We start from the raw sequence: 22,482 nt of genomic DNA, 5'->3' as shown, positions 1-22,482 counted from the left end.
TGAATTGTTAACAGCTGCTGTTAATCAGACAGCTGAATAATATTACTAAGACGGTTTTACCGTCTTCTATTCTTTATAAAAAAGGATCACCCAATGAGCAAAAACATTCACGAACAGCGAATTCTTATTTTAGATTTCGGTTCTCAATACACACAATTAATCGCGCGTCGTATCCGTGAAATCGGTGTTTACTGTGAGCTTTGGAGCTGGGATGTTGATGAGCAGGATATTAAAGATTTTAATGCCAACGGTATTATTTTAGCGGGTGGCCCTGAGAGTGTAACTGCTGCAGGGTCCCCACGTGCTCCTGAATATGTATTTAATGCCGGCGTACCGGTTTTAGGTATCTGTTACGGCATGCAGACAATGTCTCACCAGCTTGGCGGTGCGGTTATTAAAGGCGAAGGTGAAGGCGAGTTTGGTTACGCACAAGTAGAAGTTCAGGCTCCTTGTGAGTTGTTTAAGTCTATTGAAGATGCAGTTGCGGCCGACGGTAATGCATTATTAGATGTGTGGATGAGCCACGGTGATAAAGTGTCTGCAATTCCTGAAGGTTTTGTTACAGCTGCTAATACAGCAACCTGCCAGTTTGCCGCTATTGCTAATGAAGAAAAACGTTTTTACGGCGTACAGTTCCACCCTGAAGTAACCCATACTCGCCAAGGCGAGCGTATGCTGCGTAATTTCGTAGTTGAAATCTGCGGCTGTGAAACACTTTGGACTTCTGCTTCAATTATTGAAGATGCGGTTGCGCGCATGAAAGAGCAGATTGGTGACGACGAAGTGATCCTGGGCCTTTCCGGCGGTGTTGATTCATCAGTTGTTGCTATGCTGCTGCAGCGTGCCATTGGCGATAAACTTACCTGTGTATTTGTAGATAACGGTTTACTTCGTTTAAACGAAGGCCAGCAGGTTATGGACATGTTTGGTGACCATTTCGGGTTAAACATTGTGCATGTTAATGCCGAAAACCGTTTCTTAGAAAGAATGGCGGGGCAAAGCGATCCGGAAGTGAAGCGTAAAACGATTGGTCATGTTTTTGTTGAAATTTTCGATGAAGAATCGAAAAAACTAACTAATGCAAAATGGTTAGCACAGGGCACTATATATCCTGACGTTATCGAGTCAGCCGCTTCTAAAACAGGTAAAGCGCATGTTATCAAATCTCATCATAATGTTGGCGGATTACCCGACGATATGGAAATGGGCTTAGTTGAGCCGCTGCGTGAACTGTTTAAAGATGAAGTACGTAAAATCGGTTTAGAGTTAGGTTTACCGTACGATATGCTTTACCGTCACCCGTTCCCTGGACCTGGCTTAGGTGTGCGTGTTCTTGGTGAAGTTAAGAAAGAGTACTGTGATTTACTGCGCCGTGCTGATGCTATCTTTATTGAAGAGCTGCATAAAGCGGATCTTTACCACAAAGTAAGTCAGGCGTTTGTGGTCTTCCTTCCAGTACGCTCTGTTGGTGTAATGGGTGACTGTCGTAAATATGACTGGGTTGTATCACTGCGTTGTGTTGAAACTATCGACTTTATGACAGCACGCTGGTCGCACCTTCCATACGATTTAATCGGTCATGTATCAAACCGTATTATCAATGAAATCGATGGTATTTCACGGGTGGTATATGATGTTTCAGGTAAACCGCCTGCAACTATCGAGTGGGAATAAACTCTTTTGAGTTATCCTAATAAAAGGCGCTTTTAGCGCCTTTTTTATTGCTTAATTTTAATGAGTCCTGACGGTTTTCCGCCATCCGTCAAAATATTGTCTTTTTGAAAAAGGTTTTACTGCTTACCTGTGTCTGTTTCCTGCCTTCGTTTAAATAGTCTTAAATACATCGGCTATCCTCTGATACATACCTATTTCACATAGGAATTTATAGGCTAATGTGTGAGAATAGTTTCTTTTCACTGTCGCTTGTTTTTCATCAGGACCAATTCATATATGCGTTTATTAATGCTTGTGCTCATTTTTTTGCTGGCTCTGCAGCAGTATCATTTGTGGTTTGGCAAAAACGGCTTACAGGAAAATCATGTTCTGCAGAAAGAGGTAGAGCTTGCGGCTGCTGGTAACGAAGAGTTGAGGCAGCGCAATCAGCTGATGTTTTCAGAAATTTATGATTTAAAACAGGGCTCTGAGGCTATTGAAGAGCGAGCACGCAATGAATTAGGATTAGTGAAAGAGGGGGAGACTTTTTTTCGTATTGTCCCGAAAGAGGATTAAGCTGATGAGTTTATTTAATTTAACGGCAGTGATCCCTGCCGCGGGTATTGGTAAGCGGGTCGGTGCCGATATTCCTAAACAATATTTACAACTGCTGGGAAAAACGATTATCGAGCATAGTCTTGAGCCTTTTATCTGTCACCCGGAAATCAATAAAGTGATTGTTTCAATTGCTGATAATGACTGCTGGTTTAGAAAGTTAGCTGTTGCGAAGCATCCTAAAGTAGAGATTGTAACCGGCGGTAAAGAGCGTGTTGATTCAGTATTAGCCGCACTGCAGGTTGTTAATACAGACGATTATGTATTAGTCCATGATGCTGCCCGGCCTTGTATTCGCAGTTCTGATATCAATAAACTGATTAGTTCTGTACAGCTTTCAAAACAAGGCGCAATTCTGGCATCGAAGGTACGCGATACAATGAAGCGCAGTTCAGACTGCGGGCTTATTATTGAAACCGTTGACCGCGAAAATTTATGGCATGCGCTGACACCGCAAATGTTTCTTAATAATGAGTTAATAACTGCGATACAAACGGCAAGTCATCCGAAAAGTATCACCGATGAAGCCTCTGCAATGGAAATGTCAGGAATGACGGTTAATATTGTTGAAGGGCGCAGTGATAATTTAAAAGTAACTCGGGAAGAAGATTTGATTCTGGCTGAGCTGTATCTGTCTCAGTAAATGAAAACTTATAAACAAAAAAGGAAATCAACATGATTCGTATCGGACATGGTTTTGATGTGCATAAATTTGGCGGACAGGGGCCGATTACGATAGGCGGTATTAAAATTCCTTATATGCAGGGCTTGATTGCTCATTCTGATGGTGATGTAACTCTGCATGCTTTATGTGATGCTGTGCTGGGGGCGTTAGCTCTTGGAGATATCGGCCACCATTTTCCTGATAATGATGAGAAGTATGCGGGGATTGACAGTCGCACACTGCTTAAAGAAGTTTTTCACCATGCACAGACTAAAGGTTATCGAATTGGTAATGTGGATCTGACTATTGTGGCTGAAACGCCGAAAATGGCGCCGTTTATTGAAGAGATGCGCCTGGAAATAGCATCTTTGCTGGAGACTGAAATCGGTAATATAAATGTAAAAGCAACAACCACAGAAAAGCTGGGCAGTATCGGCAGAAGTGAAGGTATTGCAACACACGCTGTGGTTTTATTAATTAAGAATACAAAATGAATCAAGTAAGTAATGACCAAGAACACCCGGCTGCAGAAAATAATAAACCTGTCTTCAGCTTAGATTTTAATTATCTATACGGTGAGCCGCAAAGCCGCGGTGTATTTAAACAATCATGTGCAGATTTTAATGTCCAGGAACACCTGGGGTTTGAGTTGAGCGGGGAAGGTGAGCATGTTTGTCTGTGGGTGCAGAAAGTGGGTGAAAATACCCAGTATTTAGCACGTCAACTGGCTAAGTTTGCCGGGATCCCTGCGCGCAATGTCAGTTATGCGGGTCTTAAAGATCGTCAGGGTGATACTAAACAGTGGTTTTCGCTGCATATACCCGGAAAAATAACGCCTGACTTCTCTTTGTTTGAGTCCGAGGGAGTGACGATTTTAAAGGTAGTACGCCACAATAAAAAAATTAAAACCGGTGCGCTGGCCGGTAATTATTTTTCCATTGTATTACGTGAAATTAGTGACAGAGAAGCACTGGAAAAAGCTATCTATCAAGTAGAGAAGGGCGTGCCTAATTATTTTGGTGAACAGCGTTTCGGTTTTGACGGTCATAATATCAGCGCTGCATTAACTATGTTTCAGGGCCGTAAAATTAAAGATCGTTTTAAACGCGGTATGTATTTAAGTGCCGCACGCAGCTACCTTTTTAATCAGGTGATATCAGCACGTATTAAAGATGACTTATACAAGCAGCCGTTACTGGGAGACTGTGTACAGTTTGTCGGAAACCGTTCGTTTTTTCCGCTGACAGAGCTTAATGACAGTAGTATGCAGCGTCTTCTGGAGCGTGAAATTTGTTTAACGGCTCCTTTATGGGGCGCTGGCGAACTAACCTCAGAGTCAGATGCTCGAGCCTATGAGACGGATTTACTAAGCCCTTATCAAGAACTGCAGGCTGGTCTGGCAAAAAACGGTTTAAAACAGGAACGCCGTCCTTTACTGCTGATTCCAGAACAGTTTTCAAGCTCCTGGCTTGATGACAGTGTGGTAAAAATCGATTTCTATTTACCGTCGGGCTGTTATGCAACCAGTGTGATACGTGAATTAATCAATACAAAATAGAGAATGATAAACGGCTGTATTTCAATCACGCGGCTTATAAATTCTTTGACTGCCAGGTTAGGTGGATAATTATCTGCGCCGCTTCGGCAGTCGTGTATTTGGATATAAAAAACGGTTAACGATTAAATAAAAGAGAAAAACGTTGAAAATTTTTTCCCCTCTATATGCAAAAGTAATGATCTGGTCAAAACATAAATATGCGCCTTTTTATCTGTATTTAACCGCTTTTGTTGAGTCTGTTTTCTGGCCTATTCCTGTTGATATTATGCTTGCTCCGATGGCGCTTGCTAAACGCAGCTTAGCCTGGCGTTATGCGCTTGGAGCAACTGTTTTTTCTGTATTGGGCGGAGCTGCGGGTTATTACATCGGCCATGCATTATATGACCCGGTAGTGTTGCCTTTTGTTGAGTTTATGGGATATCAAAATAAGATGCAGACTGCTCAGGCATGGTTTGCTGACTGGGGAGTGATGGTTATTTTTATTGCCAGTTTTACACCGATTCCCTTTAAAGTTTTTACCATTACTGCCGGTATAATGGCTATGGTCTTTTTACCCTTTATGCTGACGGCACTGGTTGGGCGAGGTCTGCGTTTCTTTTTGGTGGCTGGTTTAATGGTGCTCGGCGGCGAGAAAATGGAAGCCAAGCTTAAACAGTACATTGATATTTTAGGCTGGATAACCATTCTAGCTGCTGTCGTTTTATATTTTTTCCTTAAACATTAATTCGTTATGAACAGACTGTTGTTTTTATTGATTACTATTTATAGCTTAAGCGGGTGCTCTTCACCGGGGGGGCGCGCACCTGTGGCGGATATCACCCAGGGTAAAAAAAGTGTTAATTATAAAAGCGCCGGCAAAATAACCGGGCAAAAAAGCTATAAAGTAAAAGCGGGTGATACCTTATATGCGATTTCATGGCGCTCTGGTATGGATGTGAATACTATTGCCGCCCGTAATAATTTAGCCGCTCCTTATACTATTTACGAAGGGCAGGTATTAAGTCTAATCGGCAGCACGAGAAGTAAATCAACTGCTGTTAAAAAAGTAAGTGTAAACAGTGATCTATCTTCACAAACAAGCAGCAAAAAAGTACAAACAGGCTGCACAGGTCAAAGCTGTGCTAAAAACAGTTCACAGACACTTGTGAAGAAAAATACAAAAGCATATTCTGATAATCAGAGTGATAAAAAAGAAGTAAAGAATAATCAAATCACCAATAAAAAAGTAAGTGGTTGGTCTTGGCCGGTAAAGGGCAGGCTGACTAAAACATTTTCGTCATCACAGGCTGGAATGAAAGGCATCAGCCTTTCACATCAAAGAGGGACATTTGTACAGGCTGCTGCATCAGGGAAAGTTGTTTATGCTGGGAATGGTTTACGTGGTTATGGGAATCTAATCATTATTAAACATAATTCTGATTATTTGAGTGCTTATGCACACAATGAAAAATTATTAGTTCGTGAGAACGAATCAATAAAAATGGGCCAGAAAATTGCATTAATGGGAGACAGCGGAACTGATCGTGTACAGCTGCACTTTGAGATTCGTTATCGAGGTAAATCGGTTGATCCATTACGTTATTTACCTAAGAGGTAATTAATTGACCGTGATACACCCTAGTGTGAAATAAATATAATTTTATAAGTTACCAGGAAGTTATAGGGTTCATAGCAGAATAACTAGTTTATCAACTAATAAAAATTTGGTCGTTATAAGGGGGCTTAACTATGGTTAAGGCAAACGAGAATAATTTAGAAGTAGATGAAAACGAAAAGAAATTTGAAAATAATAATGACAAACTGAACGGAGAACAGTTTGTTGATGAAGCATTTATCGATGAGAATGCTGTCGATGACAGTAAAAAAGAGGACGCCGCTAAAAAAGCCACCACACACAGCGAATTAAAGGTAATGGATGCCACTCAGCTTTATTTAGGCGAGATTGGCTTTTCTCCATTATTAACCGCTCCTGAAGAGGTTTATTATGCCCGGCGCTCTTTACGTGGAGATGAAGTTTCACGTAAGCGTATGATTGAAAGTAACTTACGGCTGGTGGTTAAAATTTCCCGGCGCTACAATAACCGCGGCTTATCACTATTAGATTTAGTCGAAGAGGGAAATTTGGGCCTGATCCGGGCCGTTGAAAAATTTGACCCTGAAAAAGGTTTCCGTTTTTCAACCTATGCAACATGGTGGATACGTCAGACTATTGAACGTGCAATCATGAATCAAACCCGCACTATTCGCCTGCCTATTCATATTGTTAAAAAACTTAACGTGTATTTAAGAACTGCGCGCGAACTCGCCCATAAACTAACTCATGAACCAACAGCAGAAGATATCGCTAAAGAATTAGATGTCTCTGCAAAAGAAGTGGCAAAGATATTAAAGCTTAATGAGCGGATCAGCTCCGTTGATATTCCTATCGGTAACAACTCAGATAAAGAGCTTCTGGATATTATTCCAGATCGTAAGGAAGCAACACCGGAAAATGAACTGCAGAGTGATGATATGAAACTGCGTATCGTTGACTGGCTGGAAGACTTAAACCCCAAACAGCGTGAAGTATTAGCAAGACGTTTTGGTTTGTTAGGTTATGAAGCCGCAACATTAGAAAATGTAGGTAAAGAGATCGGTTTAACACGGGAACGTGTTCGCCAGATTCAGGTTGAAGCGTTAAAAAGCCTGCGGGATGTACTTTCTGAGCAGGGATTATCGATAGAGTCTTTATTTCAAATCTGATCTGAAATAAAGATGTGCCTCATGATGCACAAGCTGTACTTTGAGGTGTCTGCTTATTAAAAATAAAAAAACGCATCTAACAAGATGCGTTTTTTATTTTAAGTGTATTAAATCTTATACTAAGTCATTTCTGCAGTAATCAAAATCCTGATCTATATCGCGCAGTTCTCTTGATAGTTTCTGGCGGGCTTTTACGGCTTCAATTTCGCGCCATTTTCTCGTTTTAGCTGTTCTTTTTTTAGGAATGAAAAATAGTGCTTCATCAGTAATGAATTGAATATCAGTGTCAGTATTGTTGTATTGCATATTATCTCCTTATTTTCACAGTTAGTAAGGTGACAATAAGCATTAATCATTGCAGTTTTATGACATTCTTTTATTCATTTTTATACGCATCCGCTCACCGATGAGAGAGAACGTGAGCTAAGCCGTCAGAATGTAACTGCCAGCTTTATACCAGGCCGCTGCCTGCGTTTATTCCTGAATTGTAGATCCGTTTGCTTATAACTAAGATCTGGGCTTAAATTACATTTATCAGGAGGGTAGAATAACAGTGATACTCTGCAGGTTATCTGCTTTAATCGCTTAATTTAATAGCGAAAATACTCTGTTCAGCTAAACTTTGAAAGCTCCCAATAATTTTAGGTATTAACAAACTATGGCACTACCCAGTAACTTCTTTTCTACACAGGCTGTTCTTGTTGTTGATGATATCGATACCATTAGAAGCGCTATAAAAGGCATGCTGCAGATGTTGGGCTGTAAAGAAATTTCAGTCGCAAGTAATGGTGACCGAGCCGTTGAATTGTGTGAAGAAATAAAATTTGATTTTATTTTATGTGATTTTAACTTAGGAAAAGGTAAAGACGGTTATCAGCTATTTGAAGAATTAAAACTAAGAGATCTGTTAAAAACCAATACTGTATTTATTCTAATAAGCGCAGAAACGGCGTTACAGGTGATTCATGGTATTGTCGAACTGCAGCCGGATGATTATTTATTAAAACCTTTTTCTTATAAAACACTAGAAGCGCGTTTAGTGAGGTCGTTAGAAAAACGTAAAGTGCTCGGCGGTATTTATGATGCACTTGCTGTACGTGATTACAAAAAAGCGCTGGCTGAATGCGGCAGAGCCAGCAAGCTCCATCAAAAATATGCACTGCCTATTATGCGCCTCAAAGGAGAAGTTTTATTAAATCTTAAGCAGCCTAAAATGGCCCTGGATTTATACAACTCTATTTTAGGTCACCGAGATTTTTCCTGGGCAAAGCTGGGTAAGGCGATTGCATTTTATCACCTTGAAGATTACACCGAATCTGCGACCCTGTTAACTGAACTTTGCGAGTTGAGAGAAACCCGCATTGAAGCGCTCAACTGGTTATCAAGTATCTATGCCCAGCGTGAATGTTATTCGCAGGCAAAAGATATATTAGTTGAATCGGTAAAACTATCTCCTAAAAATATCCCCAGGCAGCGTGCTTTAGCAAATCTTTCTTTACTGGAGGGGGATTGGGAAATCGCGCAGCGATGTTTTAAAACCGTACTGGATAATACTCGTCATTCGGTACACGAGAATATTAATCATCATTTTAATTATATTCACTGTTTATTAGATCGTGCCAAAGGCGGCAGCGAGCTGCAGCAGGCTAAAGTTTTTTCACAGGTTCAGGCGACCTTGAAAAGTGCTTCGCTGCGTTTTAATAAAGAGCAGTTTTATGAGCTGGAAAAGATAGTCTCAGCGCGGATGGCAATTATGCGCGGGGCGTTAAAACCTGCTTCAGAAAATTTAACAGATTGTAATATCGATATGGTGATTGAATGCGGCCGGGACAGCGCATTAGTTTTAGCGAAAGCCTGGCTGGAATTAGGCAACTCAGATAAATATGAGGAAATTCTAGCACTGATCTCTTTTCCGGAAGATGACAATAGTATTGAAGTTATGAGTGATCTGCTGCTTATTAATAAAGTTAAACAGAGTAATAAAGAACAGATAGCTAAACTTCTCAGCCTTAATGAACAAGGTATAAAACTCTACCGCAGTGGTTTATATCCTGCGTCAACCAGTGTGTTTCTTGAAGCCTTCGAGATTATGCCGAATAATAGTCAGTTGTCACTGAATCTAGCACAGTCAATGACTAAAGGCTGGCCTGTCAGTGTTGAATTTTCGAAGAAAAAACGTATTGCCAAGCTGTGTATTAATGTTATCGAATCGCAGTCTCTCGATGATATGTCGAAGAAACGTTACAGTTCTTTTGAACAGGAGTTAAAGGCTATATAAGTTGCCCTTTTAAGTATCTGCTGAGTTTTTTTTATGAAAATAGAGAGATGCAAAAATACCGGTTTCACTTTAATTGAATTACTCGTTTCTGTTTTAATTGTCGCTATATTAGTCGCCATTACTACTAGCTCTTATCGCGGAATAGTTGCCCGGCAGGCACTGCAGGATAATAGCGAGCGACTATTTTACTTTTTACAGTTAGCTAAGACCGAGTCCGTTAAATTGAACGAAAAGGTTTATGTGCATTTTTGTCAGTTTGAAAACAGTACAAAATGGGATATGGCGATGACAACTTTCCCTGCCTGCGACTGCTTTACTGCTGACTCGTGCCTGTTAAACGGAACTGAAAAAATACAAGAGCTTACTGACGGAAAAGTGTTGGTAGCTTCAGCTTCCGATATTACCTTCAGCGGCAAACAGGCCTCCTATAGTCCAATGAGATTCAGTGTTAATGCCGGCAGTGTGAGACTTACAAACTCCCAGGGGCAGAAACTGAAAGTTATTCAGTCAACCATGCGCTTGAGGATTTGTTCGCCTGATAAAGCTCAGTTAGGTTATGGAAAATGTTAACTAAGCATCATGGGTTTTCATTAGTTGAGCTGTTAATCGCACTGCTGCTGGGGTCTGTATTATTAGCTATGGTGATCGGTTTATATGTGACCGGGATTTCTAGCGGAAGCAAAAGCCTCAAATACTCACGTTTACGTACTGATCTGCAGTCAATTATGTCTATTATGGAAACGGATATCAGGCGCGCCGGTTTTGGTGGTTCTGAGTTTATGGTTGCCAGCGGCGGCAGTAAAACGGTTGATTCAATCAACAGCGCGGACGAGAACTGTATTGTTTATTATTATAATCATAATGTCGCCTCTGAAATTTCTGACAGCAATAAAATGGGGATTCGATTTGAAGCTCCTGAAAATGAAATTCAGTTCGGCACTGGTGTCGATCCGCTTGCGGGTAATTGTTACTCATCTGGAACCTGGACTGCACTTTCTGATAAACAGTTTATTAAGATTACCGGTCTGAAATTTTCTGAAAGCATTGTTTCTAATGCCGCCTCTACGATCCGCAGTGTATCAATTAATTTAACCGGAGAGCTGGTTTCTGACAGCAGTTTCACCCATTCAATCAGCACCACGGTACAGGTACGCAACTTAGAGTTCAACTAATGCCCTGCTAGCATCAATTTTTCTTGTGCCTAATATTTTTATAGCACTGAATATCAATAATTTGTAGATACCTAGCAAGCTCTCAGTTTCACTTCCCAGCGCTGCTCATTTTCTCTTTTATGATCATAGAATCAGACACCTGTTATTATTTAGGAGTCTCTTAATGATGTTTTCCCTTAATGGTGAATGGCTGCTTGACTGCATTGATCAGCCTGAAATTAAAAATATCGCAATTCAGTTACCTGGCGATGTGCATTGTGCGCTGCTCGATGCCGGTGAAATTGTCGACCCTTACTGGGCAGATAATGAAAAAAAAGTGCAGTGGGTCGGGCAGTGTGAATGGCGGCTGAAGCGTTCTTTTGAGCTTGCTGAGTCGGTGTTTAATGCTGCTTCACTGGAACTTAGTCTTGAATATTTAGATACCATCGCTGAAATTAAAATTAACGGACAGGCTGTGACTGACAGCTCCAATATGTTTCTGGCATTAAATATAGATATTCTTCCTTTTGCTGTGCCCGGCAAAAACAGCATTGAAATATTATTAAAACGTGCGGATCTTGCCGCCCGTGCTCAGGCGGAAAAATTACCCTTTCCAATTCCCTGGGCTGTTGGTAATAATAAAATTCCGCATATGAATACATTACGTAAGGCACAGTGCCACGCTGGATGGGACTGGGGCATCTGTTTATCGGTCGCGGGTGTGTATGGTGATATTACTCTGCAGGCGGTAGAGAGCACAGCATTATTGGCAGTGCAGACAGAGCAGGTATGGTGTGCAGAAAACTGTACTGTTAATGTCAGTATTGATTATAAAGCACTGCGCAACTCAACCTGTTCAGCTGTTATTGAATTTAATGAGCAGATTATAGAAGTCCCGGTTGATATTCAGACTAATAAAACAGTAGTGTCATTTACTGTCACAGAGGCAAAGCGATGGTGGCCGGCAGGTTATGGAGAGCAGTATCTTTATCCGTTAAAAGTGACACTCGACGGACAAGTCATTGCTAAAAAAATCGGCCTGCGGGAACTGCAGTTAATTACTGAAGAGGATGAAACCGGATCCAGCATGTACTTTAAGGTTAATGGTTTTCCGGTCAGTGCGAAGGGGGCTAACTGGATCCCCTTAGATGCAATGCCTGGACGCAATAGTGAACAGCGCTATCGTCAGATGCTCAGTGATGCTGCCGCCGCTAATATGAATATGCTTCGGGTCTGGGGAGGCGGAATTTATGAGCATGATATTTTTTATGAGTTATGTGACGAATTAGGTCTGTTAGTCTGGCAGGATCTCATGTTCGCCTGTGCGTTATATCCTTCAACACCTGATTTTATTAAGCAGGTCAGTGCTGAGGTTGACTATCAGGTTAAGCGTTTACGAAATCATGCCTGTATTGCTTTATGGTGCGGTGATAACGAAGTGATTGGTGCAATCGGCTGGTATCCGGAGTCCCGTGCTAACCGCGAAAAATATGTGGTTAATTATGACCGATTAAATCGAGTGCTTGAACAAAGTGTTACTCAAGCCGATCCCGGGCGACGTTTCTGGGCAAGTTCCCCCTGTAACGGCGAACTGGATTTTGGTGATGCCTGGCACGATGATAACCGCGGTGATATGCATTACTGGGATGTCTGGCACTCAGGGAAATCTATTGATGCTTATACCGAAGTTAATCCGCGTTTCTGCTCTGAATTTGGTTTTCAATCCTGGCCCTCTTTACCAACGGTGAAAAAATTTGCGCCGCAGAATGACTGGAATGTGACTTCGCCGTCCTTTGAAAGCCATCAGAAAAATGCCAAAGGTAATTCCATTATTACCGAAATGTTTACCCGTTATTATCGTTTTCCCAATGGTTTTGAAAATATGCTCTATCTCAGTCAGGTACAGCAGTCGGTGGCTATTAAAACAGCCAGTGAATATTGGCGTTCACGTAAGCCGATTAACCGCGGTATTTTATACTGGCAGTTAAACGACTGCTGGCCGGTGAGTTCATGGTCGTCAATTGAGTATGACGGCCGCTGGAAACAGCTTCATTATCAGGCGAAACGTTTTTTTGCACCGTTATTAGCGGTATTTGTGAAGTCTGAAACACATTTAACCCTGCGGGTCGTGAATGATGCGAAAACTGCCGTTGAGTTAGATGGTGAGCTGTTCTGGCAGAGCTGGAACGGCGAAGTTTTGTCTCGAGAGCTGATATCAGGATACGTTGAGGCTGATGGAAATGTTGAGTTGTGGTCCTGGCCGTTAGAGAAAATCAGCGGGTTTGAGGCAGAAGGTTTCTTTTATGTGAATCTGAATAATAACAAGGTCAGTTTCAATAATACTTATTTTCCGGCTAAGCCGAAACAGTGTGAATTTGCCGATCCTAAAATAAGCTATGAGATTATTGAAACACAAGCGGGACTTGAAGTTGTAATAAGTGCAGAAAACCCTGCATTTTTTGTGCATCTAGAGTATCAGGGAACAGGGCGGTTTACTGATTCAAGTTTTACTTTACTGCCTGGCGAACCGCAAACAATTGCTTATATTGGAGAGGCTGAACTCGAAGAGTTAAAAGAGGGCTTAAGGGTTTACGATTTGTATCATAGTTATTCTTAACACTTTTGAACAAGGCTGATGTACTATCAGCCTTGTTTATTTGTAACTCTCATTAATTCATAGAGGTATCTGTTGTTTACTGTTGCTGCTAAATCCTGGTTAACCCTTTATTTTGTTGCTTTCTATTTTGTATGGGGAGTGTTTTTACCTTTCTGGGGCGTGTGGCTGTCCGGGCAGGGAATATCCGCTGAAGATATTGGTTTGCTGTTTTCTGTCGGGCTGGTACTGCGTTTTGTCAGTAGTATGGGATTACTGCCGCTGGTCAGCAGCGGTTCTTCTATTTTGCGTTTATTACGTGTATTAAGTTTTCTGACCCTGCTTGCATTTGCGGTTCTGTTTTATCTGCAGGGGTACCTGTGGTTGTCCGTCATTACTTTGACGATTAACTTTGTGATCGGGCCGCTGGTTCCCTTGGGGGATATTATTGGTACCCGCTTAGTGAATCAGATTCAGTTAGATTACGGGCGGGTTCGTTTATGGGGCTCATTAAGTTTTATTGCCGGCTCCAGTTGTATCGGCTGGTTAATAGTTGAGTATGGTCAGCCGTCAATATTATGGCTGATTGTCGGTGCATCGGCGGTTATGTGGACAGTCAGTTTATTAAAGTTAACACCGCAGTTAGATGACGGACAAACGCAGGAGCAGGGTGTTAAACAGTCTCTTCTCTCATTGCTGAAGCAGCGCAATGTTCTGCTGTTTTTAATTGTTGTCGGTTCAATTCAAGGCAGTCACGGTGCTTATTATGCGTTCAGCTCCATTTACTGGAAAGGTATCGGCATTTCCGAGTCAAATATTGCCTGGTTATGGGCGATTGCGGTTGCTGCTGAAGTCCTATTGATGCGTTTCAATAAAAAACTGTTCACTAACTGGTCGATCAAGCAGATGATTCTGTTAGGCTTGTGTGCAGGAATTGCCCGCTGGTGGGTGATCTCATTTACAGATAATGTTTATCTGCTGGCAGTTGTTCAGACATTTCACGCATTTACTTTTGCTGTGACCCATTTAGCGGCTATTCGTTATATCAGTCAGCAGAAAAATATCGATATGGTGCCTTATCAGACTCTTTATTCAGGAGTGGCGCTGGGACTGTTGATGGCGTTGTTTACCTATGTCTCCGGTATTTTCTATGAACAGCTTCAAGGGCAGGTATTTTTGATTATGTCACTATTGTTAATACCCGTTTTATGGTGCCTTAAAATATGGAAAACGGCCTGATCTGCTGGCTAACAGCAAATGTTCACTTTGTGTTGTTATAGCCGTTATCATTCAAAGTATATTTTGACTGGTAACGGGTAAATATTGAACTTTTCTTATATTTTGCTGACTAACATAACTGAAGCTTAGCGTGTGAATCACGCTGCTGAGAACTGTCCTGAAAGTAAAGCAAAGCTGTTTTCAAGTTTCAGGGAAGTTTTTTAGTTCTAATGAGTCGATTAATAAGGTGATGAAAATAAGAATTTTTTAGCAATAAGTTGGACTTGTCAGGTCAAAATATAATCTAAGGCCTTGAATTTGTCATAATGTGTCCATATTTAATTATTAAGATAGATTAAAGTTTTTTAAATCCTTATCAGGAGTAAGCATGTTTGCAAGATTATTTTTAGTTTTTACCAGCGTTTCATTATTAGAGATTTTTGTTCTGGTTAAAGTAGGTGGTTTTTTAGGTGCATGGCCGACAGTTGCTTTAGTGGTTGTCACCGCGTTAGTCGGGTCGGCATTAGTACGCAGCCAGGGATTACAACTGTTACAGCAGCTGCAGGAACGTATAGCACGCGGTGAAATGCCCGGACAGCAGTTGATTGAAGGTATTATGTTAATTATTACCGGTGTGTTATTAGTGACCCCGGGATTTGTGACAGATTTTTGTGGTTTATTACTTTTACAGCCGTCTATTCGAGGCGCAATAGCACAGCTGCTGCTGGCGAATGTTAAATTCGCCCCCCACGGCGCTATGTCAGGGGGATTTTCTCAACCACATAGCGGCTCTCCTTTTAGCAGCCGCCATGTTGAAGAAGATGTTATTGAAGGTGAGTTTGAGCGTAAGGATGATAAAAAATAGTTTTTTCGATGAATATCACAGAAATGGGTAATTATTACGGAAAAGATGTCTTGTAGAGGAGGTATTGCTAAAGAAGGGTTGAAATCGGTTTAAATTTCATTATTTTGTCAAAAAATAATAATAAGTTAGCGCATTCTATTGGTAATACACTCATTGAGTTCAAAGTATTTAGTGTTTTAGTTATGTGATTTATTGTCCAAAAAATAATAAGGGATAAATGTGAATATTAAAAATTCGATAACGCTAAGAAGTTTCAAAAAGTATCATCCTCGTCAAATTGCAAAGTTTGTAAAAGGTTTTTTTAACGGTCGTATTTTTATTGTTGGTTTAGGCCGCTTAAGGGTGGTTGAAGGTAAGGTTGTTGCTTACCAGCATCAGAAGACGGAAAAAAATATTCTGATAGCTGTTAGTGAGATTAATCAGATAATAAATGAATTATCGCAGCCGAGACCCGCTGCCGTTTAAGTTAACTCTCTATAAATAGCCTTTTTAAAAAACCTGTATAGTTAATACAGGTTTTTTTTGGTCTTAATGAAAAAATTTTAACTCTGTCACTTGATAAACTATTTTTTAATCCCCATCTGTTTTGTACATCCAAAGACAAACATTTTTAAGGAAAAACCATGACTATTCGTCCATTACATGATCGTGTTATTTTAAAACGTACTGAGCAGGAAACAACTTCGGCCGGCGGTATTGTATTAACTGGAAGTGCGGCTGAAAAATCAACGCGTGGTGAAATTCTTGCCGTGGGTAACGGTCGTCTTTTAGATAATGGTGAAGTAAAGCCACTTGACGTAAAAGTGGGAGACATCGTTATTTTCAGTGAAGGTTACGGTTTAAAAACAGAAAAAATTGAAGGTCAGGAAGTGCTTATCTTAAGTGAAAGCGACATCCTGGCGGTTGTTGAATAAGAATACTGCAGCACGCTTTCTTAATAGAAAAGCGTTCGTCTTAAAATTATTGAATTAAAGGAAAACAAAATGTCTGCAAAAGAAGTTAAATTTGGAAATGATTCACGTATTAAAATGTTAGACGGCGTAAATGTCTTAGCTGATGCCGTTAAAGTAACTTTAGGTCCTAAAGGCCGTAATGTTGTTATTGATAAAAGCTTTGGGGCTCCGCAGATCACCAAAGACGGTGTGACTGTTGCAAAAGAGATCGAACTGGAAGACAAGTTTGAAAACATGGGCGCACAGATGGTTAAAGAAGTGGCATCACAAACCAATGATGCAGCCGGTGACGGAACAACAACTGCAACAGTATTAGCACAGGCAATTATCTCTGAAGGTTTAAAAGCCGTTGCTGCCGGTATGAATCCAATGGATTTGAAACGCGGTATTGATAAAACTGTAAAAGCAGCCGTTACTGAGCTGAAAACATTATCGACGCCTTGTTCTGATTCAAAAGCTATTACACAGGTAGGTACTATCTCTGCTAACTCTGATACTGAAATCGGTGAAATCATCGCTTCAGCTATGCACAAAGTGGGCAACGAAGGTGTTATTACCGTTGAAGAAGGCCAGGGGCTGGAAACAGAGTTAGACGTAGTGGAAGGTATGCAGTTTGACCGCGGTTACCTGTCTCCGTACTTTATGACTAATCAGGAAGCCGGTACCGTTGAACTGGAAAGCCCGTTTATCTTATTAGTTGATAAAAAAATTGGTAATATTCGTGAATTATTACCAACACTTGAAGCAGTTGCTAAAGCATCAAAACCTTTATTAATTATTGCTGAAGATGTTGAAGGCGAAGCATTAGCGACATTAGTTGTAAACAACATGCGCGGTATCGTTAAAGTATGTGCTGTTAAAGCACCAGGTTTTGGTGACCGTCGTAAAGCTATGCTGCAGGATATCGCTATTCTGACTGCCGGTACGGTTATCTCTGAAGAGATTGGTTTAGATCTTGAGAAGATCCAGCTTGAAGACTTAGGTCAGGCTAAACGTATTGTAATCAGTAAAGATGAAACAACGATTATTGACGGTATTGGCGACGAAGCTGCTATTACTGCACGTGTTGCTCAGATTAAACAGCAGATTGAAGCTTCTTCATCTGATTACGATAAAGAGAAGCTCCAGGAACGTTCTGCAAAACTTGCCGGCGGTGTAGCGGTAATTAAAGTCGGTGCATCAACTGAAGTTGAGATGAAAGAGAAAAAAGACCGTGTTGACGATGCACTGCATGCGACACGCGCAGCGGTTGAAGAAGGTGTTGTTGCCGGCGGTGGTGTTGCACTGGTACGTGTTGCCGGTTTATTAAAAGACCTTAAAGGCGAAAACGACGAACAGAATGTTGGTATCCGTGTTGCGCTTCGCGCAATGGAAGCACCGCTTCGCCAGATCGTCTCAAACTGTGGTGAAGAAGCTTCTGTGGTTGCTAACAATGTACAGAAAGGTGAAGCAAACTTTGGTTACAATGCGACAACTGCTGAATACGGCGATATGCTGGAAATGGGTATTCTCGACCCGACTAAAGTAACACGCAGTGCATTACAATTTGCGGCATCAGTTGCCGGGCTGATGATCACTACTGAATGTATGATCACAGACCGTCCTGTAGAAGCAGCTGCTGCGCCAATGCCGGATATGGGCGGTATGGGTGGGATGGGCGGTATGATGTAAACGTATTGCCTAAATAGTAGCACTTCCTAGAAAGGCCCGTAAGCTTATAGTTTACGGGCTTTTTTATTGACTTCACTTCCTAAAGCATTTCATAATTGTTGTGTGCCGACTTATACCATTTTGCCTAATCGATTGATTTTTTATCTGGAGGTATGGTTTTAACCGTGCAAGAAGTTAAAAATATATCCGCTCCTGATGGTAAAACGTTCAGGTGGGAACAACAAAAAAGACTCTTGCTCAGAAGATCATGCCGTAGAGTTAAACGATGGTTACAACTTGGCTCTAAATGTATAAGTAATCTACATATTGAAGAGATAAATGCAGGGCATATTTCGGAATTAATGTTAGCCATTGAAGCGGTTGGTGCGCCTAAAAAGGCACCTAATATATTAGCGGTAATAAATCGAGTGTCTGGTTATTTGCTGGTGCATAGGTTAACGCTAAGTAACCCAGCCTAAGGGGGCCGTTGAGCGATATATTAAAGCCATTGCCAAAAGTTAAACATAGGGCAGCAATAGTTAAGCCCGATGAACTTGACCTGAATACATTCATATATCCCCATTTCTGGTATAGGAAGCTCCTTCCCCAAAAAAATCTCATTAGAAACTAAAAACAAGACATATGTCCTCTGTTCTAGTGAAGAGAGTTCACTTATATTTTAATATTTATGTCGCAAAATAGATTCAGGGGGCTGCAGGTTTTGAGCCTAACTGGAACCTACAATCAATAAACAAATCAGTAGGAGTCATTAATGATAACTCATCGATTTTTTATGTTCACTAGCTTATCTGCTGCATTGTTGTTAGCAGGCTGTGGTGGTGGTGATGGTGGTGGTGGTGGTGGTGGTGGTGGTGATTCTAATCCAGTGGGAGGTACTGCATCTTCAACCTCTATTGTTAGCGGGACAGTACCCGGCACCTTTATTGAAGGCTTTTGTAGTGATGGCAGTTACTCTTCAGCTAATTCTATAGATGACGGTTCCACTGAGCATTCATTTAGTTTGACCATTCCCTCTCGCTTGAACTGTCATTTAGTAATGACTACCAATAAAGGCGAAGAAAATCAAATAATTACACCAATTGTTATTGAGTCATATGGTGTTACTAGTTCTCTTTTCAATACATCCGTTAACTTGAATTTAGGTTACGTACCACTCGAGATAGATTCAACAGGCATTATCGATGCTAATGGAGATAGTGTGGTGGATACACCACTTGTGATTTCTGTGGATTTCCCTGCCGGTGCTCAGACAGTCATCGTCACGCTGGATGTGTTAGACAGTGATAATGACGGTATTCCGAATGTCTACGAAGATGATGACAACGATGGTGAGTTTAACCGTGAAGACTTAGATGATGATAACGATGGTATCAAAGATATTGATGACATCGACGATAACGACCATGACGATGATGGTGTAGATGATCAATACGATACCGATGACGATAACGATGGAATCAAAGATGTGGATGAAATCGAAGATAATGACGATGAGGAAATACCATATTACTCGCCTGTTAGCGAATATACACCAAAAGTTGGTCGTTTACTCGCTTCACAGTGCTTCCAGTGCCATGGTACGAACGGAAACTCAACCAATGACTGGGACAGCATAACAGGTGAATCAGTTTCTGAAACCGTAGAAGAGATGCAGGAGTTTAAGTCGGGTGAAGAAGATGAACCGATTATGGAAGCGCAAGCACACGGTTACAGTAATGCAGAAATAATAGTATTAGCCGAGTGGTTAGCAACCCAGCCAAGTTCTGAAGAGGAGGATTAACAGATGATTATTTCACGTAGAATATTATTAAAGGCAATGGGTTTTGGAACGGCTGCGTTATTGATTCCTCAAATGGTTAGAGCTGCAGCGATCCCACATGTGGTTGTTGTTGGTGGTGGGTTTTCTGGAGCAGCCGCTGCCAAATATTTAAAAATATGGGGAGGTTTAGCTGTTGAAGTCACATTGATTGAGCCAAACCCAACCTATATATCACCCATCTTGAGTAGCCTGGTGTTGAATGGCCAAAAAACAACCCAAAATTTAGAGTTTAACTATGTCAGCCACAGTGCTAAATATGCAATCAATATGATTCACACTACTGTTGATTCCATTGATAAAACAGGTCAAGTTGTGACACTCGGTAATGGTCGTACACTAAGTTATGATCGATTGATTTTAGCACCGGGCATCGATTTTATTGACATCCCTGGTTTAGATTCAAGCAAAGTTCCACATGCTTGGAAAGCGGGTGTGCAAACGAATCTATTAAAAACTCAAGTAGATGAATTGGTTGATGGTGACCACTTTGTAATGACGATACCTGCATCGCCTTATCGTTGCCCTCCAGGACCATATGAACGCGCCTGTGTAGTGGCTGATTATTTAAAAAACAGCAAAGGTTTTTCAAATTGTGTGGTTACTGTTTTGGATGCTAACGCAAATATAACGGTAGAAACTGAGATGTTCCATGCCCAGTTTGAAGGTTATGGAATTATTTATCGACCTAATGCCGTGGTGCAAAGTGTCGATTCAAATACTCGCAGTGTTACTTTTATTGAAAATGATGATCCCATAAATGGAATAAATACGTTAAACCCAAAAGTATTGAATGTCATTCCAAATCATAAAGCGGGAAAAATTATTTTTGATGCATCTTTAAACATAGGAAATTGGGCGCCAGTCAATCCATTGAATTATGAATCAACCCTTGCAAGTAACATTCATATTATTGGTGACTCACAAGGAACTGCTCAACCAAAAGCCGGTCATATGGGGAACTCGGAAGCGAAAGTGTGTGCAGATGCAATATTACGTTCATTGCAAGGCTTGCAAATAGATCCAGAGCCCAAAACAAACTCGGCTTGTTATAGCCCTGTGTCATCTACCCAAGCTAGTTGGCTGACGGCTGTATATGAATACAATACGGAGACTAAACAAATGCAGCTGGTTCCTGGGGCTGGTTACCCTGCATCTGGGTTACCGAGTGCAGATAATTACAATGAGATGTTTAATTGGGCAGGCAATTTGTTTGACGATACCTTTGGGTGATATCGGCAATTAATTTTGAACCTTTCTTTATATTCAAACTATTTGGTATATTCCCCCTGCAGGGGAGATTCCATTTAGATTAAGTAATCAGTAGATCTTCAAAAAAATAAGCGACTAATTCATACCGGCCAGCGATGCTGGCTTTTTTGTATAGATTAGACGCTTGTTGGCGTACCGTTTTTTCACGTGTCTCGCGCATCCCTGCAATTTCATCCAATGTTAAGCCTTTTAATAACAGCAAAGCGACCTCTTTTTCACTTTTAGTTAACTTCCATTCATCAAACTGAATTTGAATTATTTTAGATAATTCCCCTATTAATTTCTTGGTTTGGAGCTGGGAAGCACTTAACTGCTTTTCGGTATTGGTTAAACTACTTTTGAGCACAATCATCTGTTTATTCTTTTTTAAATCCCATATAAACAAAATGGTAAACGCCGCTAAAGCAATTACTCCTGATAATACTTCAACGAGAATATGTGAATTTAATCCTCCCATTGTTTTCCAATCCATAACAATATCGAAGAAGGAGACTAAAAATATGAGGCAGTAAACAAAAAGACTGAATTTAACTTGATTCATCTTAGATGATCCTCTTAGTTAACTTACTGTCGGTAAAGCCGGAGGTTTATTGATTCTGCTCTCAAAGGACTAAAGTTATACTTTAGCTATTCTCTGTGTTCATTCTATTGGCCTTGGTTTCTAATATAATCTAGAACCATTCTTCATATAAGCCAACTGTTGAAGCAAAATAGCCTCTAGCCCTGAAGTTTTAAATTTTTTCTTTTGGCTAATTAATGGGATATTTACCTAAGTATTTTCTGAAGGAGACAGATACCAACTTTTGAGTTTTTGAGGGATAAATACCCTACAGGTATGAGCTAGAGTCTTATGGTTTTGCATAGTTTTTGTTTTTGGTCAAGAAAATAAGATCTGCCTACCGTTGATGATAAAGACTGTGGGAGTCCCTTCTGCTGAGCGGTTATCAATTTTTAATTGTATTGATGATATACCCAAACAGCATGGAAAATGCAGGTTGTCGTTGCCCAATTCAAATTATCAACCATGCAGTTTGGCTTTATCACCGCTTTATACTTAGCTTGCGTGATATTAAAGAATTGCTTGTAGCAGGGAAGTTGTTGTCATTTATGAAACGGTTCGTTAGTGGTATAAAAATACGGTGCTATTTACGGCTGCCAAATAAAAAGAACCGTGGTTAGCTTAGTGATACATAGTATCTGGATAAAGTTTTATAAAAATAAATGACGTTTTACATTATCTTTTGCCAGCAGTAGATTCAGGTGGCGATAAAATTGATATTTTAGTGCAAAAACACAAGGGTAAAGGGGCTGCCGTACGTTTATTTAAACGATTATTAAAATGTAGTGATATAGCGAATTTGGCTTCCAATTTGTAGTTTTACAAGGCGTATAGGGATACAAAGCTTGGAGTTTAGCCTCATACTTAACCATTC

23 protein-coding genes are annotated in these 22,482 nt (G+C 40.7%); 21 read left to right on the top strand and 2 right to left on the bottom strand.

Annotation, left to right across the window (positions count from 1 at the left end; translation table 11 throughout):
- The first annotated feature begins 93 nt into the window (after positions 1–93).
- The 8 genes from guaA (at position 94) to rpoS (ending at position 7,232) form a co-directional block, all read left to right on the top strand.
- Positions 94–1,674 carry a glutamine-hydrolyzing GMP synthase gene (gene guaA / locus G327_RS0102345; RefSeq protein ID WP_019613157.1) on the top strand — a complete coding sequence of 527 codons (1,581 nt, stop codon included), beginning with the start codon at positions 94–96 and terminating at the stop codon, positions 1,672–1,674.
- A gap of 276 nt (positions 1,675–1,950) precedes the next feature.
- Positions 1,951–2,229: a cell division protein FtsB gene (ftsB, locus tag G327_RS0102340; RefSeq protein WP_019613156.1), complete on the top strand. Its 279-nt coding sequence runs from the start codon at positions 1,951–1,953 to the stop codon at positions 2,227–2,229.
- 4 nt (positions 2,230–2,233) lie between these two features.
- The gene (gene ispD, locus G327_RS0102335; RefSeq protein WP_019613155.1) at positions 2,234–2,911 is read left to right on the top strand and encodes a 2-C-methyl-D-erythritol 4-phosphate cytidylyltransferase; all 678 of its coding nucleotides are present in this window, start codon (positions 2,234–2,236) and stop codon (positions 2,909–2,911) included.
- Positions 2,912–2,943: 32 nt separating this feature from the next.
- Positions 2,944–3,426, top strand: coding sequence for a 2-C-methyl-D-erythritol 2,4-cyclodiphosphate synthase (gene ispF / locus G327_RS0102330; protein ID WP_019613154.1), 483 nt, complete (start codon positions 2,944–2,946; stop codon positions 3,424–3,426).
- Complete coding sequence (gene truD, locus G327_RS0102325; protein ID WP_019613153.1) at positions 3,423–4,490, top strand: tRNA pseudouridine(13) synthase TruD; 1,068 nt, start codon at positions 3,423–3,425, stop codon at positions 4,488–4,490. The genes ispF and truD overlap by 4 nt, the downstream gene beginning before the upstream one ends.
- A gap of 142 nt (positions 4,491–4,632) precedes the next feature.
- On the top strand, positions 4,633–5,214 hold the full coding sequence (locus G327_RS0102320; protein ID WP_026339144.1) for a YqaA family protein: 582 nt from the start codon (positions 4,633–4,635) through the stop codon (positions 5,212–5,214).
- A gap of 81 nt (positions 5,215–5,295) precedes the next feature.
- Positions 5,296–6,087, top strand: a complete 792-nt coding sequence (locus G327_RS0102315; protein ID WP_245542666.1) for a peptidoglycan DD-metalloendopeptidase family protein — start codon at positions 5,296–5,298, stop codon at positions 6,085–6,087.
- A gap of 131 nt (positions 6,088–6,218) precedes the next feature.
- Complete coding sequence (gene rpoS / locus G327_RS0102310; RefSeq protein ID WP_019613150.1) at positions 6,219–7,232, top strand: RNA polymerase sigma factor RpoS; 1,014 nt, start codon at positions 6,219–6,221, stop codon at positions 7,230–7,232.
- A gap of 114 nt (positions 7,233–7,346) precedes the next feature.
- Here the strand turns inward: rpoS and G327_RS23875 are convergent, their stop codons facing one another.
- A complete protein-coding gene (locus G327_RS23875; RefSeq protein WP_019613149.1) occupies positions 7,347–7,538 on the bottom strand; it encodes a DUF3545 family protein in 192 nt (63 codons plus the stop codon).
- Positions 7,539–7,890: 352 nt separating this feature from the next.
- On the opposite strand from G327_RS23875, the gene G327_RS0102300 reads away from it, so the two are divergent.
- The 12 genes from G327_RS0102300 (at position 7,891) to G327_RS0102245 (ending at position 21,010) form a co-directional block, all read left to right on the top strand.
- A complete protein-coding gene (locus G327_RS0102300) occupies positions 7,891–9,510 on the top strand; it encodes a response regulator (RefSeq protein ID WP_019613148.1) in 1,620 nt (539 codons plus the stop codon).
- A 33-nt stretch (positions 9,511–9,543) separates the two neighbouring features.
- Positions 9,544–10,080, top strand: coding sequence for a GspH/FimT family pseudopilin (locus tag G327_RS0102295; RefSeq protein ID WP_019613147.1), 537 nt, complete (start codon positions 9,544–9,546; stop codon positions 10,078–10,080).
- Positions 10,074–10,682, top strand: a complete 609-nt coding sequence (locus G327_RS0102290; RefSeq protein ID WP_019613146.1) for a prepilin-type N-terminal cleavage/methylation domain-containing protein — start codon at positions 10,074–10,076, stop codon at positions 10,680–10,682. The genes G327_RS0102295 and G327_RS0102290 overlap by 7 nt, the downstream gene beginning before the upstream one ends.
- 163 nt (positions 10,683–10,845) lie before the next feature.
- Positions 10,846–13,278 (top strand): beta-mannosidase, encoded by a 2,433-nt coding sequence (locus G327_RS0102285; protein ID WP_019613145.1) that lies wholly within the window; start codon positions 10,846–10,848, stop codon positions 13,276–13,278.
- Positions 13,279–13,350: 72 nt separating this feature from the next.
- Complete coding sequence (locus G327_RS0102280; protein ID WP_019613144.1) at positions 13,351–14,493, top strand: 3-phenylpropionate MFS transporter; 1,143 nt, start codon at positions 13,351–13,353, stop codon at positions 14,491–14,493.
- 367 nt (positions 14,494–14,860) lie between these two features.
- On the top strand, positions 14,861–15,337 hold the full coding sequence (locus tag G327_RS0102275) for an FxsA family protein (protein WP_019613143.1): 477 nt from the start codon (positions 14,861–14,863) through the stop codon (positions 15,335–15,337).
- A gap of 219 nt (positions 15,338–15,556) precedes the next feature.
- Positions 15,557–15,802, top strand: a complete 246-nt coding sequence (locus G327_RS0102270) for a DUF1107 domain-containing protein (RefSeq protein ID WP_019613142.1) — start codon at positions 15,557–15,559, stop codon at positions 15,800–15,802.
- Positions 15,803–15,960: 158 nt separating this feature from the next.
- On the top strand, positions 15,961–16,251 hold the full coding sequence (locus G327_RS0102265) for a co-chaperone GroES (RefSeq protein ID WP_019613141.1): 291 nt from the start codon (positions 15,961–15,963) through the stop codon (positions 16,249–16,251).
- 69 nt (positions 16,252–16,320) lie between these two features.
- Positions 16,321–17,961, top strand: a complete 1,641-nt coding sequence (groL, locus tag G327_RS0102260) for a chaperonin GroEL (RefSeq protein WP_019613140.1) — start codon at positions 16,321–16,323, stop codon at positions 17,959–17,961.
- 164 nt (positions 17,962–18,125) lie between these two features.
- Complete coding sequence (locus tag G327_RS0102255; RefSeq protein WP_211217202.1) at positions 18,126–18,419, top strand: hypothetical protein; 294 nt, start codon at positions 18,126–18,128, stop codon at positions 18,417–18,419.
- 293 nt (positions 18,420–18,712) lie between these two features.
- On the top strand, positions 18,713–19,741 hold the full coding sequence (locus tag G327_RS25890; protein WP_019613138.1) for a c-type cytochrome: 1,029 nt from the start codon (positions 18,713–18,715) through the stop codon (positions 19,739–19,741).
- Positions 19,742–19,744: 3 nt separating this feature from the next.
- Complete coding sequence (locus G327_RS0102245; protein ID WP_019613137.1) at positions 19,745–21,010, top strand: FAD-dependent oxidoreductase; 1,266 nt, start codon at positions 19,745–19,747, stop codon at positions 21,008–21,010.
- A gap of 79 nt (positions 21,011–21,089) precedes the next feature.
- Here G327_RS0102245 and G327_RS0102240 read toward each other — a convergent pair whose 3' ends face one another.
- On the bottom strand, positions 21,090–21,590 hold the full coding sequence (locus G327_RS0102240) for a helix-turn-helix transcriptional regulator (protein WP_019613136.1): 501 nt from the start codon (positions 21,588–21,590) through the stop codon (positions 21,090–21,092).
- A 700-nt stretch (positions 21,591–22,290) separates the two neighbouring features.
- Here G327_RS0102240 and G327_RS27630 point away from each other — a divergent pair.
- Entirely contained in the window at positions 22,291–22,425 is a 135-nt protein-coding gene (locus G327_RS27630) for a hypothetical protein (protein WP_169337217.1), read from the top strand.
- The last annotated feature ends 57 nt before the right edge of the window (positions 22,426–22,482 follow it).

It is taken from the genome of Psychromonas ossibalaenae ATCC BAA-1528, from assembly GCF_000381745.1.
GTDB classification, from domain to species: domain Bacteria; phylum Pseudomonadota; class Gammaproteobacteria; order Enterobacterales; family Psychromonadaceae; genus Psychromonas; species Psychromonas ossibalaenae.
The sequence above is the reverse complement of the archived record's forward strand: the minus strand, read 5'-3'. Positions and strand labels throughout refer to the sequence as shown.

Bases quoted from the DNA above. Each gene is read 5' to 3' on its own strand.
- guaA (WP_019613157.1), top strand. From the start codon at position 94: ATGAGCAAAAACATTCACGAACAGCGAATTCTTATTTTAGATTTCGGT.
- ftsB (WP_019613156.1), top strand. From the start codon at position 1,951: ATGCGTTTATTAATGCTTGTGCTCATTTTTTTGCTGGCTCTGCAGCAG.
- ispD (WP_019613155.1), top strand. From the start codon at position 2,234: ATGAGTTTATTTAATTTAACGGCAGTGATCCCTGCCGCGGGTATTGGT.
- ispF (WP_019613154.1), top strand. From the start codon at position 2,944: ATGATTCGTATCGGACATGGTTTTGATGTGCATAAATTTGGCGGACAG.
- truD (WP_019613153.1), top strand. From the start codon at position 3,423: ATGAATCAAGTAAGTAATGACCAAGAACACCCGGCTGCAGAAAATAAT.
- rpoS (WP_019613150.1), top strand. From the start codon at position 6,219: ATGGTTAAGGCAAACGAGAATAATTTAGAAGTAGATGAAAACGAAAAG.
- G327_RS23875 (WP_019613149.1), bottom strand. From the start codon at position 7,538: ATGCAATACAACAATACTGACACTGATATTCAATTCATTACTGATGAA.
- G327_RS0102300 (WP_019613148.1), top strand. From the start codon at position 7,891: ATGGCACTACCCAGTAACTTCTTTTCTACACAGGCTGTTCTTGTTGTT.
- G327_RS0102295 (WP_019613147.1), top strand. From the start codon at position 9,544: ATGAAAATAGAGAGATGCAAAAATACCGGTTTCACTTTAATTGAATTA.
- G327_RS0102290 (WP_019613146.1), top strand. From the start codon at position 10,074: ATGTTAACTAAGCATCATGGGTTTTCATTAGTTGAGCTGTTAATCGCA.
- G327_RS0102285 (WP_019613145.1), top strand. From the start codon at position 10,846: ATGATGTTTTCCCTTAATGGTGAATGGCTGCTTGACTGCATTGATCAG.
- G327_RS0102275 (WP_019613143.1), top strand. From the start codon at position 14,861: ATGTTTGCAAGATTATTTTTAGTTTTTACCAGCGTTTCATTATTAGAG.
- G327_RS0102265 (WP_019613141.1), top strand. From the start codon at position 15,961: ATGACTATTCGTCCATTACATGATCGTGTTATTTTAAAACGTACTGAG.
- groL (WP_019613140.1), top strand. From the start codon at position 16,321: ATGTCTGCAAAAGAAGTTAAATTTGGAAATGATTCACGTATTAAAATG.
- G327_RS25890 (WP_019613138.1), top strand. From the start codon at position 18,713: ATGATAACTCATCGATTTTTTATGTTCACTAGCTTATCTGCTGCATTG.
- G327_RS0102245 (WP_019613137.1), top strand. From the start codon at position 19,745: ATGATTATTTCACGTAGAATATTATTAAAGGCAATGGGTTTTGGAACG.
- G327_RS0102240 (WP_019613136.1), bottom strand. From the start codon at position 21,590: ATGAATCAAGTTAAATTCAGTCTTTTTGTTTACTGCCTCATATTTTTA.